Raw genomic sequence first — 15,153 nt, forward strand, 5'->3', positions numbered from 1 at the left:
GTGTGCGCTCTCCTTCGAGTTTCGTCGGTCGAGTAGCGAAGCGTATCGAGACCACGTTACGAGGTCTCGATACGCTCCTTCGTCGCTACTCGACCGGCGAGTGCGCCGTGATGCCGACGGTCGACTCGATGACGGGCTTCATCTTCTTGTCGAGGGCCTCGTAGAACATCGAGAGCGGGAACTCGTCGTCCATCACGAGGTCGGTGTAGCCCTTCGGCGGACCGGCGAGCACCTCGCGCGGCAGCCCCTCGGCCCACACCGACGCCGGGTTCGGCGTCACGACACTCGTCACGAGGTCGTAGGCGGCGAGCCAGTGCACCGTCTTCGGGCGGTCGATCGACTTCCAGTACAGCTCGTCGATCGCATCGCCGAGTTCGACGACCGCGTCGGGCACGGCCGCCCAGTCGAAGCTCAGCGAGACGTCGGTCCAGTCGAGCACGTGCTTCTGGTGCAGCCACGCGAACAGCAGCTGGCCGCCGAGCCCGTCGTAGTTGCGCACGCGCGAGCCCGTGATCGCGAAGCGGAAGATGCGGTCGAAGATCACGGCGTACTGCACGAGCTTGCCGGTCGAGCGCATCTGCTCCTCGACCTCGGTGAGCTCCTCGCCTGCAGCGAGACGCGCGTTCAGTGCCCGCTCGATCTTCACCGACTCGCGGAACGCGGTGAGGTCGCACCGCAGCTCTTCGAGCGAGTAGAGGAAGAACGGCATGCGCTGCTTGATCATGAAGGGGTCGAACGGCAGGTCGCCGCGCATGTGCGTGCGGTCGTGGATGATGTCCCACATCACGAACGTGCGCTCGGCGAGCTCCTGGTCGTCGAGCAGCGCCGCCGCGTCGGCGGGCAGCTCGAGCTTCGTGATGTCGGATGCCGCGCGCACGACCCGGCGGTAGCGTGCCGCTTCGCGGTCTTGGAAGATCGCGCCCCAGGTGAACGGCGGGATCTCGCGCATCGCCACCGTCTCGGGGAAGAGCACCGCCGAGTTCGTGTCGTACCCGGGAGTGAAGTCGACGAGGCGCAGGCTCACGAAGAGCTTGTTGCCGTAGTCGCCGGCCTCGAGCTTCGCGATGAACTCGGGCCAGATCGTCTCGACGATGAGCGCCTCGACGTGCCGGTCGGGCGAGCCGTTCTGCGTGACCATCGGAAAGACCACGAGGTGGCGGATGCCGTCGATGCGGTGCCGCTGCGGCTGGAACTCGACGAGCGAGTCGAGGAAGTCGGGCACGCCGAAGCCCTCGGCCTGCCAGCGACGGAAGTCGACGATCGAGGCCGCGAGGTAGTCGGCCTCGTGCGGGAACCGCGGGGCGAGCGCCTCGATCGACTCGACGATCGCGTCGACGAGACGGGATGCCTCGTCGATCGAATCGGTCCCCGAGTCCGTCGAAGGGGGTACCGAGCCGTCTTTCACCTGCAACGCCTGAAGTGCCGTCGCCGAGTCCCGCAACGTCAGCCACGCGGCATCCGTCTCGACGCCGTCGGCGAGTGCGAGGTCGGCGGCCGTCACGGCGTCCTCGAGAACCTCGGGTTCGCCGATGACGGCGTCGATCGTGGTGTTGCTCGACATGTGAACCTCCGATCCTCGATGAGGGTGCGTTGTGAGTGGTGGCGTTCGGTGCGCGGAGCCGCGCTGCGCGGCGCGATTCGCCGTGCCCTTCAAGGCTACGAGCCGAAGCTCCGCGATTGGTTGTGCTCCGGCGCAGGATTCTTGCATGAGAAGCCGAAGTCGCGGCGAAGATCACCATCCGTCGCCGTGGTCGCCGTCGCGAGGTCGGCGCGGGTGCTGCCACTGAGGCGCGCCGGTGCGTGCACGTGCCGGCACGGAGGCCAGCACCGAACGACGTTCGGTAGATGCACGGATGTCGACGAATGGACCATTCCATAACGTGAGGAATATTCAAATCACGAATGGGAAGGAACCCGATCATGAACACCACGAAGACGGGGGCGGTGGCCGGCGCAGCCGTGGCACTCCTCGTCGTACTCAGTGGCTGCGCCGGCGCACAGGGCCTCGACAGCGAGCCGGGCAGCCGGCAGCAGTCCCAACTGCAGTCTCAACAACAGTTCCTGGAGCAGTCACGACAGGAGGCCGCCGCGATGCGTGCCGAACTGCATGCCCATGATGCCGTCGCATCCGTGCAGTCGGTCGCAGCCGCTGAAGCGGTCCGTTCGGCGAAGCAGGCCGACGCCCGTTCCGCCGACGAACTGCGTCGTCAGCACGACCTCGAGCACGGCGCATCCTCGGAGCGCCTCCGGTGAGGCGCACGACCCATCAGGCCCTGGCGAGCGCCGGGGCCTGATGCATGTGCGCTCAGAGCACCTTCTGCATGTGGATCGCGGCCGTGTCGTAGCCGAGGCCCTCGTAGAGACGGATCGCGGGGTCGTTGTAGCCGAACACGTTCAGGCGAAGGTGCTCGGCGCCGTGCTCGCGAGCGACGTCTTCGGCCATCCGCATCGCCTGGGCGCCGATCCCGCGGCGGCGGTGCGTCTCGTGGATCTCGACGTCGTACACGAACCAGTTCGCCGGGTTGACCATGGGGCCGACCCAGAGCCAGCCGGCGTCCTCGCCATCGGCCACGACCGTGAAGAGCGCGTGCCCGTCGATGAGGCGGCCGTCGGGGAAGTACTGCTCTTCAGAGGCGCGCCGCCCCGCGAGCGCTTCTTCGGGAGTATCGCCGGCGCGCGCTCGCGCCTCTTCGTACGCCGCCATTGCGACGGGCAGCCACGCTGCGGTCTCTGCGTCGGTCTTCGGGCGAAGGGTCACGTCGTCGGTCATCCGCCAATGCTGCCATGGCGCCGACCAACGTCGGAAGGGCGAGCGGATGCCGCGTGGTGGGCGACAATGGACGGATGACGAGAACGGTGCGCGGCGCGAAGGTCCTGGTCACCGGGGCCGCCGGCGGCATGGGACGCATGTACGCCCAGCGGGCAGTGGCCGAGCACGCGGCATCCGTCACCCTGTGGGATCGCGACGCGGCCGCCCTCGCACGCTCCGTCGACGAGCTGGGCGCGATCTCGAAGGGGCGCACCCGCATCCAGTCGTTCGTCGTCGACGTCGGCGACCTCGGGGCGATCGCGAAGACCGCGCAGCGGGTGCGGCGCGAGGTCGGCAACCCCGACGTGCTCATCAACAACGCCGGCATCGTGCGCGGCAACCGCTACTTCTGGAACACCGACAACGGCGACGACACCCGGGCGACGATGCAGGTCAACGCGCTCGCGCCGATGTACATCGCGCGCGAGTTCCTGCCCGGCATGATCTCGAACGCCTACCGTGCGGCCCGCATCGTGAACATCGCTTCGGCCGCCGGCACGCTCGCGAATCCGCGGATGTCGGTCTACGCGGCGTCGAAGGCGGCCCTCATCGGCTGGAGCGACTCGCTTCGTCTCGAGCTCGAGCAGGCCGATCACGGCAACGTGAAGGTGACCACGGTCACGCCGAGCTACATCGCGACCGGCATGTTCGCCGGTGCTCGCGGCCCGCTGCTCGCGCCCGTGCTCGACCCCGAGTACGTCGTCGACCGCGTGTGGCGGGCGATGCTCGAGGGGCGACCCCTGCTCGAACTGCCTCGCAGCGTGCGCCTCTCGCGCGCCCTGCGCGGGCTGCTGCCGACGCGCGTCTTCGACGTGGTGGTGGGCGGCGGCTTCGGCGTCTACCGCTCGATGGACCGCTTCACCGGCCGCCCCTGAAAAGGTTCGAGACGGTGGGTCGCCGTGGAGCCGGCATCCGCTCAGTCGTCGTCGCCCTTGTCACGCTTCTTGTCGTTGCCGTTGTTGTTGCCCGGACCGCGGTTGTCGTTGTCGTCGTCATCGTCGTCGGTCGGCGTCGGCGCCGGGGTGCTCGCGACCTCGGCGGCCTCGAGGTCGGCCTGCACGAGAGCGATCGCCGCGCGGATGTCGGCCGCCTGATCCTCGCCGATCGCACCGGACTCGACGCCCGCGGTCACCTCGTTGTCGAGCAGCGCCAGTGCGGCGATCGCCCCGAGGTGGTCGCCCGACTGGGCGCGCTCGGCGACCCGCACGACCGAGGCGTGCAGGCTCGCGTCGACCGCCTCGGGCGACTGGCTGCAGGCCGCGAGCCCGAGCACGAGCGAGCCGGCGAGGAGGCCGGCACCCAGCGCGGTGCGGGCGGTCAGCGCGCCGCGGCGACGTGCGCGCGTCATCGGGTCACCGCCTCGTCGAGCTGTTCGAGGTGCACGCCGAGCTCGCCGGGCACACTGGGCAGCGGCTCGGCGGGTGCCGTCGGCGGCTCGGTGAGGCTCGCGACCACGGGCGGCACGAGCAGCAGCGCCCCGATCGCGATCACGACGAGCAATCCCACGGCGATCGCCGGGCGCAGCCAGCGCCGCGACCGGGTCGGGGCCGGGTCGAACGCCGAGGCCACCGCACGCGCGGCGACGTCGCCGTCGCTCGCCACGGGGGCGCCGAGCACGACCGTCGCAGCGGTCGCCGGGGCCGCCGCGCCCGCGGTGGTTCCGACGCGCTCGGTCGGCAGCATGAGAGTAGGGGCATCGGATGCCTCGTGCAGCACGGTCGCCGCGGCATCCGTGCCCGTCGGCTTCGTGTCGAGCCGACCGGCGGCCATCGCGACCTCGAGGGCCGAGGGCCGAGCGGATGCCTCGCGGGCGGTCATTCCCCGAAGCAGCTCGACCCACTCGGGGCCGAGCTCGGCGGGGATCTCGGGGTCGCGCACGAGTCGCGCCATCGTCGACTCGGAGGCCGGGCCGGGGAACGCCTGTTGCCTCGTGCGCGCCTCGAGCAGCACGAGTCCGAGCGAGTAGATGTCGGCGGCCGTGCCCGGCGCGTGGCCGCTCACCTGCTCGGGGCTGAGGTAGCCGGGCGTGCCGACGTACGCTCCGGTGCGGGTGAGGCGGGCGTCGTCGATGAGCCGGGCGATGCCGAAGTCGGCGAGCTTCGCGTTCCAGCTGCGGGTCGGCAGATGCGCCGGCGAGAGCAGCACGTTCGCGGGCTTGACGTCGCGGTGCACGATGCCCCGCTCGTGGATCACGTGCAACGCCTCGGCGAGGTCGGCGGCGAGCCCCGCGGCATCCGCTTCGCTGATCGGGCCGAGCCGCAGGGTCTGGCGCAGATCGCGACCGTCGACGAGTTCCATGACGAGGTACTCGCGGTCGATCGCGTCGTCATGTGCGGCGTCGTAGAGGCGCACGAGCGAGTGGTGCTCGACGCTCGCGAGCAGGGCCGTCTCAGAGCGCCGGCGGGCGAGGTCGTCGATGCCAGCGGCCGCTTCGGCGAACACCTTGATGGCGACGGGGCGGCCGAGGCTCAGGTCTTCGCCGCGGTAGACGCTCGCCATGCCGCCGCGGCCGATGAGGTCGCCGAGCCGGTATCGGCCGCCGAGGGTCGCACCCGTGAACGGGCCGTCGACGAGGAGGTCGGGGGAGCTTGTCACGTGTTCGAGGGTATCGCCGCCGGCTGGGAGCGAGCATGGGCTGGGGCTACTCGCCGCCCGCTCAGCAGCAGTCGTCGTGCCCGCCCTCGTGCTCATCCTCGCGCTCGCCCGTCAGCACCGAGACCGGGACCGTGCACGCGTCGCCGCGCCAGGCCTCGATGCCCTCGCGCACGGCGAACGCGGCGATGACGAGGGCGGCGACGGAGTCGGCCCACGCCCAGCCCAGCAGGCTGTTGAGCAGCAGCCCCGCGAGCAGCGCGGCCGAGAGGTAGGCGCAGATCAGCGTCTGCTTCGAGTCGGCGATGGCGGAGGCCGAGCCGAGTTCGCGGCCGGTGCGGCGCTCGAACCACGACAGCAGCGGCATGACGGCGAGACTCACGGCGGCGAGCACGATGCCGACCGTGGAGTGCTCGGGCTCCGAAGCGCCGAGCAGGGCACGGGCCGCATCGATCGTGACGAAGAGCGCGAGGCCGAAGAACGAGACGGCGATGAGACGAAGGGCGCTGCGCTCGCGTCTGTGCGGGTCGGGTGCGGCGAACTGCCAGGCCACCGCGGCGGCCGAGAGCACCTCGACGATGGAGTCGAGCCCGAATCCGATGAGCGCGGCCGACGAGGACGCCGTTCCCGCGGCGAGGGCGATGATCGCCTCGATCACGTTGTACGTGATGGTCGCCGCGACGACGAGCCGGATGCGGCGCACGAGCACGGCGCGACGCTCGGGGGCGAGCGGGGCGGGGGTGACAGCTGCGGTGTCCGTCACGTCGGGCACGACCCTAGAAGATCATCGGCCGGTCGTCGTCGTCATCGCCGATCGCGAGTTCGACGAGCACCGGCACGTGGTCGCTCGGGGCGTCGCCCTTGCGCTCGTTGCGGTGGATCGAGGCATCCGTCACCGCTTCTGCGAACGCGGCCGACCCGAGGATGAAGTCGATGCGCATGCCCTCGTTGCGCGGGAATTTCAGCTGCTTGTAGTCCCAGTAGGTGTAGCCCTCGGGAACGAGCGGCCGCACGACGTCGGCGACACCGGCGTTCTCGAGCGTGAAGAACGCCTGCCGCTCGGCCGGTGAGACGTGCGTGGTCTGCCCGACGACGAGGGCGGGGTCGCCGACATCGCTGTCGAGCGGCGCGATGTTGAAGTCGCCCATGAGCGCGAACGGCACTTCAGGTCGAGCGGATGTCTCGGCGCGCGTGTACTCGGTGAGCGCCGCGAGCCAGTCGAGCTTGTAGGTGTAGTGCGGGTCGTCGAGCGAGCGGCCGTTCGGCACGTAGAGGCTCCACACCCGCACGCCGTCGACGGTCGCGCCGATGGCTCGTGCCTCTTGCGGCTGGTCGGGGCCCTCGAGCCCCTTGAGGAAGCCCGGCATGCCGGGGAACGACGTCTCGACCTCGCCGATCGGCGAGCGGCTCGCGATCGCGACGCCGTTCCACTGGTTCAGCCCGTGGATCGCGACCTCGTAGCCCGCCTCTTCGAACGCCTCGATCGGGAACTGCTCGGGCTTGCACTTGATCTCTTGCATCGCGAGCACGTCGACGTCTTCGCGCACCATCCATTCGACGGTGCGCCCGACGCGGGCGCGGATCGAGTTGACGTTCCAGGTGGCGATGCGCATACGGTCAAGCCTATTCGGGCCTGGTGACACGAACCTGCCCGGTGAGACCAACGGGCGCGGCGGCGCTCACGACCGCTTCGTCGCGAGCCTCGGCACGACGATCCAGAGCGCGGCCGCCGCGACGAGCGCGACCCCGAGGGCGATGAAGCCCGCCGCCCGGTTCAGCGCCAGCTCGAAGATGAACCCGGCGACGCCGACCGCGAGCAGGGTCGACACGAGCAGGTGACCGAGGAGCAGGCGGTTGCCGCGCTGCACGATGCGCTGCTTCTGCTGCCGCCCGAACAACTGCCGGTGCAGGATGACGGGTGCGAAGCCGAGCAGCGTCGCGATGCAGGCGAGCGCCACGAGCACGAGGTAGAGCCATAATTGGTAGCCGTCGAGTTCGAGGAACCGCGGCTGGAACGCCGCCGCGAGCAGGAAGCCCGTCATGATCTGCGTGCCGGTCTGCGTCGCGCGCAGCTCTTGCAGGATGTCGCCCCAGTTGCGATCGAGGCGCTCGATGGGGGTCTCGTCGCGCGCGCCGACCGGGGAGTCGATGCCGTCGGTGGCCATGCCGGGAGGATATCGCAGCGCCGCGTCGGCGGCACCGTGCCGGCAGCGCATCGGCTGCGTTCTGGCGATGCGGCGCCCGATGCTGCGAAGATCGAGGTACGCATGATCCGGGGGGCGACCGTGAAGTTCAGCATCGAAGGCGTCGAGGGCCTGCCCGAGATCGGCAAGGGCGACGACCTCGCCGTGCTCATCGTCGAGGCGACGGCGAGCACGACCGGAAGCGAGCTCGGTGACGGCGACATCCTCGTCATCACCTCGAAGATCGTCTCGAAGGCCGAGGGGCGTGTGATCGCGGCGGCCGACCGCGAGCAGGCCATCACCGACGAGACCGTGCGCGTCGTGGCATCCCGTGCCTTCGAAGGCGGCGTGACCCGCATCGTCGAGAACCGGCAGGGCATCATCGGCGCCGCCGCCGGTGTCGACGCCTCCAACGCGCCCGACGGCACGGTGCTGCTGCTGCCCGTCGACCCCGATGCCTCGGCGCGCGCCCTCGCCACCGGCATCCGTGCGCTCACGGGCGCGCGGGTCGGCGTGCTGCTCTCCGACACCCTCGGGCGGCCGTGGCGCGAGGGCCAGACCGACATCGCGATCGGTGCGGCCGGCGTCGCGGTCTTCGAAGACCTGCGAGGGGCGACGGATGCCTCGGGCAAACCCCTCGCCGTCACGATGCCGTGCGTGGCCGACGAGATCGCCGGTGCCGCCGAACTCGTCAAGGGCAAGGCCTCGGGCGTGCCCGTCGCGGTCGTTCGCGGACTCGGGCACCTCGTCGGCGACCTCGACCTGCCGGGTGCCCGGTCGATCCAGCGGCCGGCCGAGCGCGACCTCTTCCGCGTCGGCGCCGACGAGGCCTATAACGAGGGCTACCGCGACGGCTTCGACGAGTCGCAGGCCGAGGGGCCGCTCGCGGCCGCGGACTGAACCTCCGGGGGTCGAGTAATTTCGGTGGTCGAGTAGCGAAGCGTATCGAGACCCCGCACCCGGTCTCGATACGCTCCTTCGTCGCTACTCGACCCCCGGCCGCGCGAAGATAGAGGCGTGCCAGCACACATCGGTTACGCCGCGATGCTCGAGCGGTTCCCACCCGCAGAGGTGGTCGCGCTCAGCGCGCTCGCCGAGTCGCACGGCTTCACGGGCGTGATGGCGAGCGACCACTTCCAGCCGTGGATCCCCGCGCAGGGCGAGTCCGCGTTCGTGTGGAGCGTGCTCGGCGCGATCGGCGAACGCACGCGCGGCGACTTCGGCCCGGGCGTGACGACGCCGGGGTTCCGCATGCATCCGGCCGTCGTCGCCCAGGCGAGCGCGACGCTCGCGTCGATGCATCCGGGGCGCCACTGGCTCGGCCTCGGCTCGGGCGAGGCGCTGAACGAGCACGTCGTCGGGCCGTACTGGCCCGAGGCGCCCGACCGCATCAACCGCATGTTCGAAGCGGTCGACGTGATCAAGAAGCTCTTCGCCGCTTCGCTCGCCGGGCGCGATGTGCGCCACTCCGGCCAGCACTTCACGCTCGAGTCGACCCGGCTCTGGACGATGCCCGCGGTCGCCCCCCAGATCTTCGTCGCGGCCTCGGGCCCGGTGACGGCCAAGCGCGCCGGTCGCACCGTCGACGGCATGATCACGACGGGTGCGCCGGCCGAGAAGCTCGCGGCACTGCTCACCCGGTTCCGCGAGGGTGCGCGCGAGGTCGGCCGCGATGCCGCCCGCATGCCGAAGGTGCTGCAGCTGCACCTCTCGTGGGCGCCCACCGATGAAGAGGCGATGCGCGGCGCGCTCACCGAGTGGCCGAACGGCGGGCTGCGCATCCCGCGCGGCGACATCCGCTCGCCGTTCGAGTTCGAACAGCTCGCCCGCACCGTGCGCCCCGAGGACTTCGCCGGCCGCATGCTCGTCTCGGCCGACCCCGACGCGCACCGCGCCGAAATCCAGCGCCACCTCGACCTCGGCTTCGACCGCATCTACCTGCACAACGCGTGCCGCGATCAGGCCGCGTTCCTCGAGGTCTTCGGTCGCGACGTGCTGCCGGGGCTCCGCGCGTGACCGGGGGCCAGAGCGTGACGAGACCGGTGGATGCCGCGTGGCCGATCGCGTCGTGGACCCTCGTGATCCCCGTGAAGGCGCCGGCCGGCGCGAAGACCCGGCTCGCCGCTGCGGTGCCGCCGGCCGAGCGGGAGGAGCTCGCGCTGGCGTTCGCGCTCGACACGATCGCCGCCGCGCTCGCGGCACGGTCGGTGGCGCGCGTCGTCGTGGTCGGCGACGATCCGTCGCTCGCGGGCGAGGCCGAGTTCCTGCCCGAGCCGGCGGGCGGGCCGCGCGGGTTGACGCGGGCGATCGAGTTCGGCCTCGAACACGTTCGTTCCCTGAGCCTGTCGAAGGGAAGTACGCCGAGCCCCCTTCGACAGGCTCAGGGAACGAACATCGGCGTGCTGCTGGGCGACCTGCCCGCCGTGAAGCCCGAGGAACTCGATGCCGCGCTCGACGCCGCCACGCGGCATCCGCTCGCCTTCGTTCGCGACGCCGACGGCACCGGCACGACCCTCGCGACCGCTGCTGCGGGCACTGAACTGCGGCCGCACTTCGGCGCCGACTCGGCCGCCCGGCACGTCGCAGCGGGGTTCGTCGAGCTCGAGGCGTCTGCGGGCCTCAGGCGCGACGTCGACACGATCGAGGCGCTCGCCGATGCCCTCGCGCTCGGCGTCGGGCGCAACACCCGCGCGGTCGTCGCCGATCATGCGAGGATCGACCCATGACGCTCACCCTCGGATACAAGGCCTCAGCCGAGCAGTTCGCCCCGCGCGAGCTCGTCGAGATCGCGGTCGCGGCAGAAGGCAACGGCTTCGAGTCGGTGTTCACGAGCGACCACTTCCAGCCCTGGCGGCACGACGGGGGGCACGCGCCGTTCTCGCTCGCGTGGATGGCCGCTGTCGGCGAGCGCACCTCGAGCATCCGCATCGGTACGAGCGTCATGACGCCGACGTTCCGCTACAACCCGGCGGTGCTCGCGCAGGCGTTCGCGAGCCTCGGCTGCCTCTACCCTGGGCGCATCATCGCGGGCTTCGGCACGGGCGAGGCGCTCAACGAGATCGCGACCGGTTTCCGCGGGGCGGGCGAACAGGACTGGCCCGAGTTCCGCGAGCGCTTCGCGCGGCTGCGTGAGGCGGTGCGGCTCATGCGTGCGCTCTGGACGGACGACGAGCAGGTCACGTTCGAGGGCGAGTACTACTCGACGCACGATGCGTCGATCTACGACCGGCCGGATGCCCCGGTGCCCGTGTACATCGCCGCGGGCGGGCCGACCGTCGCGAAGTACGCGGGGCGCGCGGGCGACGGGTTCATCTGCACCTCGGGCAAGGGCATGGAGCTCTACACCGAGCAGCTCGTCCCGGCGGTGAAAGAGGGGCTCGCCCTTCGACAGGCTCAGGGACCAGGTGCTGTCGATTTCGACGACCTCGACCGGATGATCGAGATCAAACTCTCGTACGACACCGACCCGACCGCAGCGCTCGAGAACACCCGGTTCTGGTCGCCGCTCTCGCTCACTGCAGAGCAGAAGCACGACATCACCGACCCCGTCGAGATGGAGCGGGCCGCCGACGCGCTGCCGATCGAGCAGATCGCCAAGCGCTGGATCGTCGGCAGCGACCCCGACGAGGTCGTGGCCGGGGTCAAGCGCTACGTCGACGCGGGGTTCAACCACCTTGTCTTCCACGCGCCCGGTCACGACCAGGCCCGGTTCCAAGAACTCTTCGCGCGCGACCTCGCGCCGCGGCTGCGCGCGCTCTGAACCGGTGGCCGACGTGCATCCCGAACTCCCGGTCGACCTCGGGCCCGAGTTGCAGTTGCGTCGCGCGACGCGCGGCGATCTCGACGCGATCCTCGACCTGCTCGCAGACGATCCGGTCAGCGCCGGGCGGGGCGACCGCAACCGGCCCGAAGACCGGTCGGCCTACGAGCAGGCGTTCGCGGCGATCGATCGCGACCCGGCACAGCTGCTGCTCGTCGCCGAATCCGCCGCCAACGGCGTCGTCGGCACGATGCAGCTCACGCTCATCCCGGGTCTGGCGCGACGCGGCGCGATGCGACTGCAGATCGAGGCCGTTCGTGTGCGCAGCGACCGGCGCTCGGCCGGCATCGGTGGCCGGATGATCCGTTGGGCGATGGAGGTCGCGCCCGGCATGGGCGCTGCGCTCGTGCAGTTGACCTCCGACGCCGCCCGCGACGATGCGCACCGGTTCTACGATCGCCTCGGTTTCACGGCCTCCCACGTCGGCTTCAAGTACGCGCCGCCCTCGGAGCTCGTCAGCGCACTGGGCGGGCCCCCGCTGATCGAGTAGGCCCGCCAGGGCCGTATCGAGATCCCGCAACGGGTCTCGATGCGCTCCTTCGTCGCTACTCGACCAGCGGCTCGACCACCAGCCCCGTGCCGCCGCCGCGCCGCACGGGTTCGGCGACCGCCGTCATGAGGCCGTCGGCGCCGACCTCGATCGCGGCCACCGCGCCGATCTCGGCCGGTGAGCCGAATCGGTGGCCGTACGGAGTGAGCTCGGCGGCGTAGGCGTCGAGGAACGCCTGCTCGGCCGAGACGTTCACCGTGTTGCGTTGCGACGCACGCGGCGCCGCGACCGCCTCGGGCAGGCTCATGCCGAGGTCGATGCGGTTCACGAGCACCTGCGCCACGGTCGTGATGATCGTCGAGCCGCCGGGCGAGCCGACCACGTAGCGCACGTCGCCGCCGTCGAGCACGATGGTCGGCGACATCGACGAGCGCGGGCGCTTGCCGGGTTCGACCGTGTTCGGGTCGGCGGGGTTCGGCACGAAGTTGAAGTCGGTGAGCTCGTTGTTCAGCAGGAATCCGCGCCCGGGCACGGTCATGCCCGAGCCGCCCGTCTGCTCGATCGTGAGGGTGTATGCGACCGCGTTGCCCCACCGGTCGACGACGGAGAGATGCGTCGTCGAGATGTTCTCGGTGTCGACGGGATCGGCGAGGGCTGTCGTCTCACAGCCCGCTGCGTCGAGCGGTGCAGGTGCGACGGGCTTGACCGATGCGGCATCCGGATCGATCACGCAGGCCCGTGCGTCGGCGAAGTCCTGACTCAGCAGGGTCTCGGTCGGCACGTCCACGAAGGCCGGGTCGCCGACGTAGGCGTTGCGGTCGGCGAAGGCGTGCGCCGTGGCCTCGAGGTAGAGGTGCAGGGCCTGCGGCGCCGACTCGGCGGCGAGGTCGTAGTTCTCGAGGATGTTGAGCGATTCGCCGACCGTCGTGCCGCCCGACGACGACGGCGCCATGCCGTAGATGTCGAGCCCGCGGTACTGCATGTGGGTCGGGGCCTGCTCGAGCACGGTGTAGTCGGCGAGGTCGTCGGCCGTCAGGTGGCCGGGGAACGCGGGCAGCGTGGCGGCCGCATCGGTCTGCGGGTCTTGCACGATGGCGGCGATCTCATCGGCGAGCGCGCCTTCGTAGAAGACGTCGGTGCCATGCACCGCGATCTCGCGGAGCGTCTTGGCCAGATCGGGGTTCGTGAACGTCGACCCGACGACGGGCGGGGCGCCGTTCGGCAGGAACAGCTCGGCCGTGGCTGGGAACGCCGCGAACCGCGCCTGGTTGGCAGCCGTCTGCTGGGCGAACGTCTCGTCGACCCGGAACCCGCGCGTCGCGAGCAGGATCGACGGCTTCAGCATCTCGTGCAGCGACTCGGTGCCGAACCGGTCGAGCGCCGCCTCCCAGGTCGCGAGCGTGCCGGGCACGCCGACCGACAGGCCCGACGACACGGCCGCGCCGAAGGGATACGGCTGGCCCGTGGCCGGGTCGATGAACGCATCGGTCGGCATGGCCGCGGGCGCGGTCTCGCGCCCGTCGATCGTGGTGACCTCGCCGGTCGCCGCGTCGAAGTACACGAGGTAGCCGCCGCCGCCGATGCCGGCGCTGTAGGGCTCGGTCACCCCGAGCGCCGCGGCCGTCGCGACCGCAGCGTCGACGGCGTTGCCGCCCTTGCGCAGCACTTCGAGGCCGGCGGCGCTCGCTTCGGCATCGACGGATGACACGGCGCCGCCGTAGCCCGTCGAGGTCGACGGTGCCGGCGGGGCCGGGCGCCCGGCGGCCGACGCTGGTGCCGCGAGCGCGACGCCGGTGACGGCCAGCGCGGCGCCGACGGCGAGGCTCAGGGCGCGGAACGCGGTGCGGTGAGTGACGTTGACCATGACAACCCCCAGAATTGGGCACATCGATGACGTTGCCCCACACCGTAGCCCCCGGGGCGGCCGGCTCGCAATGGTGGTCGGGTGCCCGAAGCCCCATGATCCTGTGCGTTCACCGCCGATCGATGACGGATGCCGCGCCGCGGCGTAGCCTGAATACATGCGCACCCCGGCCACGGGGCCATCCCGCAGGTTCAGCCGCTGGATCCCCGCCATCGCCGCGCCGATCGCGATCGGCATCGGTGTCGTGCTCGTGCCGATGCAGGCGAATGCCGCGGTCGACCTGCCCGACCTCACGCCCGAGCAGCTGCTCGAGCTCGCAGCATCCAGCGATGTCGACGCCCTGTCGGGAACGATCGAGCAGAGCTCCGAGCTCGGGCTCCCCGACCTCTCCGGGCTGACGGGTGCGATGGGCGGCCCGGGAGACGAAATCACCGGCGACGCGGCATCCGCCACCGATCTCGCAGATCTCATCTCGCTCGCGACGGGAACGCACACCGCCCGCCTCTACCTCGACGGGTCGAACGCGCGGCTGCAGGTGCTCGATCCGCTCGCCGAACGCAACGTCTACCTCTCGCCCGACGGCGCCTGGGTCTACGACTCCGCCGAGCGGGCTGCGACCCACGTCACGGTCGATCGCGCAGCGCTCGATGCCCTGAAGAACGAGGTGAAGGCCGAGGCCGAGACTCACGCCGACGAGGCGCGCGCTCGACTCGAGGCCGAGCTCGGCACCCCGCTCCCGACTCCCGACGAGGTGCTCGACCGGGCGCTCGCGACGCTCGACGAGACCACGGAGGTCTCCGTCGGCACCGATGCGCGCGTCGCCGGTCGCGAGGTCTACGAACTCGTGCTGCAGCCGCGCGATGCCGAGACGCTCGTCGGTGAGATCACGGTCGCGATCGATGGCGAGACGGGCGTCGCGCTCGCGGCATCCGTCACCGCGCGCGGCGCCGCCGAGCCGGCGTTCAGCGTCGCATTCACCGAGGTCTCGTTCGAGGCTCCGGATGCCTCGGTGTTCGCGTTCACCCCGCCCGAGGGCACTGCGGTGACCGAACACGAGGTGCCGATCCCGACGCTCGCCGAACTCGAGCAGCTGCAGGCCGAGCGCGCCGCGGGTACGGGCGAGGCGAGCGAGCGGATGCCGCAGCCCATCGTGCACGGCGACGGCTGGTCGACCGTGGTCGAACTTCCGGTCGGCGCGGGCGGCGCGGGCGCAGCGGTCGGCGCGGGCGGCGAGACATCCGCGATGCTCGGCACGCTCACGCAGCCCGTCGACGGCGGCCGCCTTCTGCAGACCTCGCTCGTGACCGTGCTGCTGACCGATGACGGGCGCGTGCTCGCGGGCGCCGTGACGGCCGACCGCCTGCTCGACGTCGCGAACGGCCGCTGAGGCGCCGC

At 71.0% G+C, this 15,153-nt stretch carries 16 protein-coding genes; 8 read left to right on the forward strand and 8 right to left on the reverse strand.

Features of this window, described 5'->3' with window-relative positions:
* Window positions 1-85: 85 nt before the first annotated feature.
* A complete protein-coding gene (locus ACWGST_RS10335) occupies window positions 86-1,561 on the reverse strand; it encodes a DUF6421 family protein (protein ID WP_452046574.1) in 1,476 nt (491 codons plus the stop codon).
* A 359-nt stretch (window positions 1,562-1,920) separates the two neighbouring features.
* On the opposite strand from ACWGST_RS10335, the gene ACWGST_RS10340 reads away from it, so the two are divergent.
* On the forward strand, window positions 1,921-2,253 hold the full coding sequence (locus ACWGST_RS10340) for a hypothetical protein (protein ID WP_452046575.1): 333 nt from the start codon (window positions 1,921-1,923) through the stop codon (window positions 2,251-2,253).
* Between the two features lie 52 nt (window positions 2,254-2,305).
* Here ACWGST_RS10340 and ACWGST_RS10345 read toward each other — a convergent pair whose 3' ends face one another.
* A complete protein-coding gene (locus ACWGST_RS10345) occupies window positions 2,306-2,770 on the reverse strand; it encodes a GNAT family N-acetyltransferase (protein WP_452046576.1) in 465 nt (154 codons plus the stop codon).
* 74 nt (window positions 2,771-2,844) lie between these two features.
* Between ACWGST_RS10345 and ACWGST_RS10350 the strand changes: the two genes are divergently transcribed.
* Complete coding sequence (locus ACWGST_RS10350; RefSeq protein ID WP_452046577.1) at window positions 2,845-3,684, forward strand: SDR family oxidoreductase; 840 nt, start codon at window positions 2,845-2,847, stop codon at window positions 3,682-3,684.
* A gap of 41 nt (window positions 3,685-3,725) precedes the next feature.
* Here ACWGST_RS10350 and ACWGST_RS10355 read toward each other — a convergent pair whose 3' ends face one another.
* The 5 genes from ACWGST_RS10355 to ACWGST_RS10375 form a co-directional block, all read right to left on the reverse strand.
* Window positions 3,726-4,157: a hypothetical protein gene (locus ACWGST_RS10355; protein ID WP_452046578.1), complete on the reverse strand. Its 432-nt coding sequence runs from the start codon at window positions 4,155-4,157 to the stop codon at window positions 3,726-3,728.
* Window positions 4,154-5,404, reverse strand: coding sequence for a serine/threonine-protein kinase (locus tag ACWGST_RS10360; RefSeq protein WP_452046579.1), 1,251 nt, complete (start codon window positions 5,402-5,404; stop codon window positions 4,154-4,156). Before ACWGST_RS10360 ends, ACWGST_RS10355 begins: the two co-directional genes overlap by 4 nt.
* 61 nt (window positions 5,405-5,465) lie before the next feature.
* Window positions 5,466-6,164 carry a cation transporter gene (locus tag ACWGST_RS10365; RefSeq protein WP_452046580.1) on the reverse strand — a complete coding sequence of 233 codons (699 nt, stop codon included), beginning with the start codon at window positions 6,162-6,164 and terminating at the stop codon, window positions 5,466-5,468.
* Window positions 6,165-6,177: 13 nt separating this feature from the next.
* Window positions 6,178-7,014 carry an exodeoxyribonuclease III gene (locus ACWGST_RS10370; RefSeq protein ID WP_452046581.1) on the reverse strand — a complete coding sequence of 279 codons (837 nt, stop codon included), beginning with the start codon at window positions 7,012-7,014 and terminating at the stop codon, window positions 6,178-6,180.
* Window positions 7,015-7,080: 66 nt separating this feature from the next.
* Window positions 7,081-7,566 (reverse strand): DUF6328 family protein, encoded by a 486-nt coding sequence (locus tag ACWGST_RS10375; RefSeq protein ID WP_452046582.1) that lies wholly within the window; start codon window positions 7,564-7,566, stop codon window positions 7,081-7,083.
* A 102-nt stretch (window positions 7,567-7,668) separates the two neighbouring features.
* Here ACWGST_RS10375 and cofE point away from each other — a divergent pair, with 102 nt between their 5' ends.
* From cofE to ACWGST_RS10400, 5 genes are all read left to right on the forward strand, one after another.
* Complete coding sequence (cofE, locus tag ACWGST_RS10380) at window positions 7,669-8,484, forward strand: coenzyme F420-0:L-glutamate ligase (protein ID WP_452046583.1); 816 nt, start codon at window positions 7,669-7,671, stop codon at window positions 8,482-8,484.
* Window positions 8,485-8,601: 117 nt separating this feature from the next.
* Window positions 8,602-9,600 carry a TIGR03557 family F420-dependent LLM class oxidoreductase gene (locus ACWGST_RS10385; RefSeq protein WP_452046584.1) on the forward strand — a complete coding sequence of 333 codons (999 nt, stop codon included), beginning with the start codon at window positions 8,602-8,604 and terminating at the stop codon, window positions 9,598-9,600.
* Window positions 9,597-10,310: a 2-phospho-L-lactate guanylyltransferase gene (gene cofC / locus ACWGST_RS10390; RefSeq protein WP_452046585.1), complete on the forward strand. Its 714-nt coding sequence runs from the start codon at window positions 9,597-9,599 to the stop codon at window positions 10,308-10,310. The genes ACWGST_RS10385 and cofC overlap by 4 nt, the downstream gene beginning before the upstream one ends.
* Window positions 10,307-11,344 carry a glucose-6-phosphate dehydrogenase (coenzyme-F420) gene (gene fgd, locus ACWGST_RS10395; protein WP_452046586.1) on the forward strand — a complete coding sequence of 346 codons (1,038 nt, stop codon included), beginning with the start codon at window positions 10,307-10,309 and terminating at the stop codon, window positions 11,342-11,344. The genes cofC and fgd overlap by 4 nt, the downstream gene beginning before the upstream one ends.
* Window positions 11,345-11,357: 13 nt before the next feature.
* Window positions 11,358-11,894, forward strand: a complete 537-nt coding sequence (locus ACWGST_RS10400; protein WP_452046587.1) for an N-acetyltransferase family protein — start codon at window positions 11,358-11,360, stop codon at window positions 11,892-11,894.
* Between the two features lie 55 nt (window positions 11,895-11,949).
* On the opposite strand, the gene ggt is transcribed toward ACWGST_RS10400, so the two are convergent.
* Window positions 11,950-13,758 (reverse strand): gamma-glutamyltransferase, encoded by a 1,809-nt coding sequence (gene ggt, locus ACWGST_RS10405; RefSeq protein ID WP_452046588.1) that lies wholly within the window; start codon window positions 13,756-13,758, stop codon window positions 11,950-11,952.
* Between the two features lie 157 nt (window positions 13,759-13,915).
* Here ggt and ACWGST_RS10410 point away from each other — a divergent pair, with 157 nt between their 5' ends.
* Entirely contained in the window at window positions 13,916-15,145 is a 1,230-nt protein-coding gene (locus tag ACWGST_RS10410) for a LolA family protein (RefSeq protein WP_452046589.1), read from the forward strand.
* Window positions 15,146-15,153: the final 8 nt, after the last annotated feature.

Source organism: Agromyces sp. NPDC055520 (genome assembly GCF_053619715.1).

What these genes read in the sequence shown, in the direction of transcription:
- ACWGST_RS10335 (WP_452046574.1), bottom strand. Translation starts at nt 1,561, where the DNA reads ATGTCGAGCAACACCACGATCGACGCCGTCATCGGCGAACCCGAGGTT.
- ACWGST_RS10340 (WP_452046575.1), top strand. Translation starts at nt 1,921, where the DNA reads ATGAACACCACGAAGACGGGGGCGGTGGCCGGCGCAGCCGTGGCACTC.
- ACWGST_RS10345 (WP_452046576.1), bottom strand. Translation starts at nt 2,770, where the DNA reads ATGACCGACGACGTGACCCTTCGCCCGAAGACCGACGCAGAGACCGCA.
- ACWGST_RS10350 (WP_452046577.1), top strand. Translation starts at nt 2,845, where the DNA reads ATGACGAGAACGGTGCGCGGCGCGAAGGTCCTGGTCACCGGGGCCGCC.
- ACWGST_RS10355 (WP_452046578.1), bottom strand. Translation starts at nt 4,157, where the DNA reads ATGACGCGCGCACGTCGCCGCGGCGCGCTGACCGCCCGCACCGCGCTG.
- ACWGST_RS10370 (WP_452046581.1), bottom strand. Translation starts at nt 7,014, where the DNA reads ATGCGCATCGCCACCTGGAACGTCAACTCGATCCGCGCCCGCGTCGGG.
- ACWGST_RS10375 (WP_452046582.1), bottom strand. Translation starts at nt 7,566, where the DNA reads ATGGCCACCGACGGCATCGACTCCCCGGTCGGCGCGCGCGACGAGACC.
- cofE (WP_452046583.1), top strand. Translation starts at nt 7,669, where the DNA reads ATGATCCGGGGGGCGACCGTGAAGTTCAGCATCGAAGGCGTCGAGGGC.
- fgd (WP_452046586.1), top strand. Translation starts at nt 10,307, where the DNA reads ATGACGCTCACCCTCGGATACAAGGCCTCAGCCGAGCAGTTCGCCCCG.
- ggt (WP_452046588.1), bottom strand. Translation starts at nt 13,758, where the DNA reads ATGGTCAACGTCACTCACCGCACCGCGTTCCGCGCCCTGAGCCTCGCC.
- ACWGST_RS10410 (WP_452046589.1), top strand. Translation starts at nt 13,916, where the DNA reads ATGCGCACCCCGGCCACGGGGCCATCCCGCAGGTTCAGCCGCTGGATC.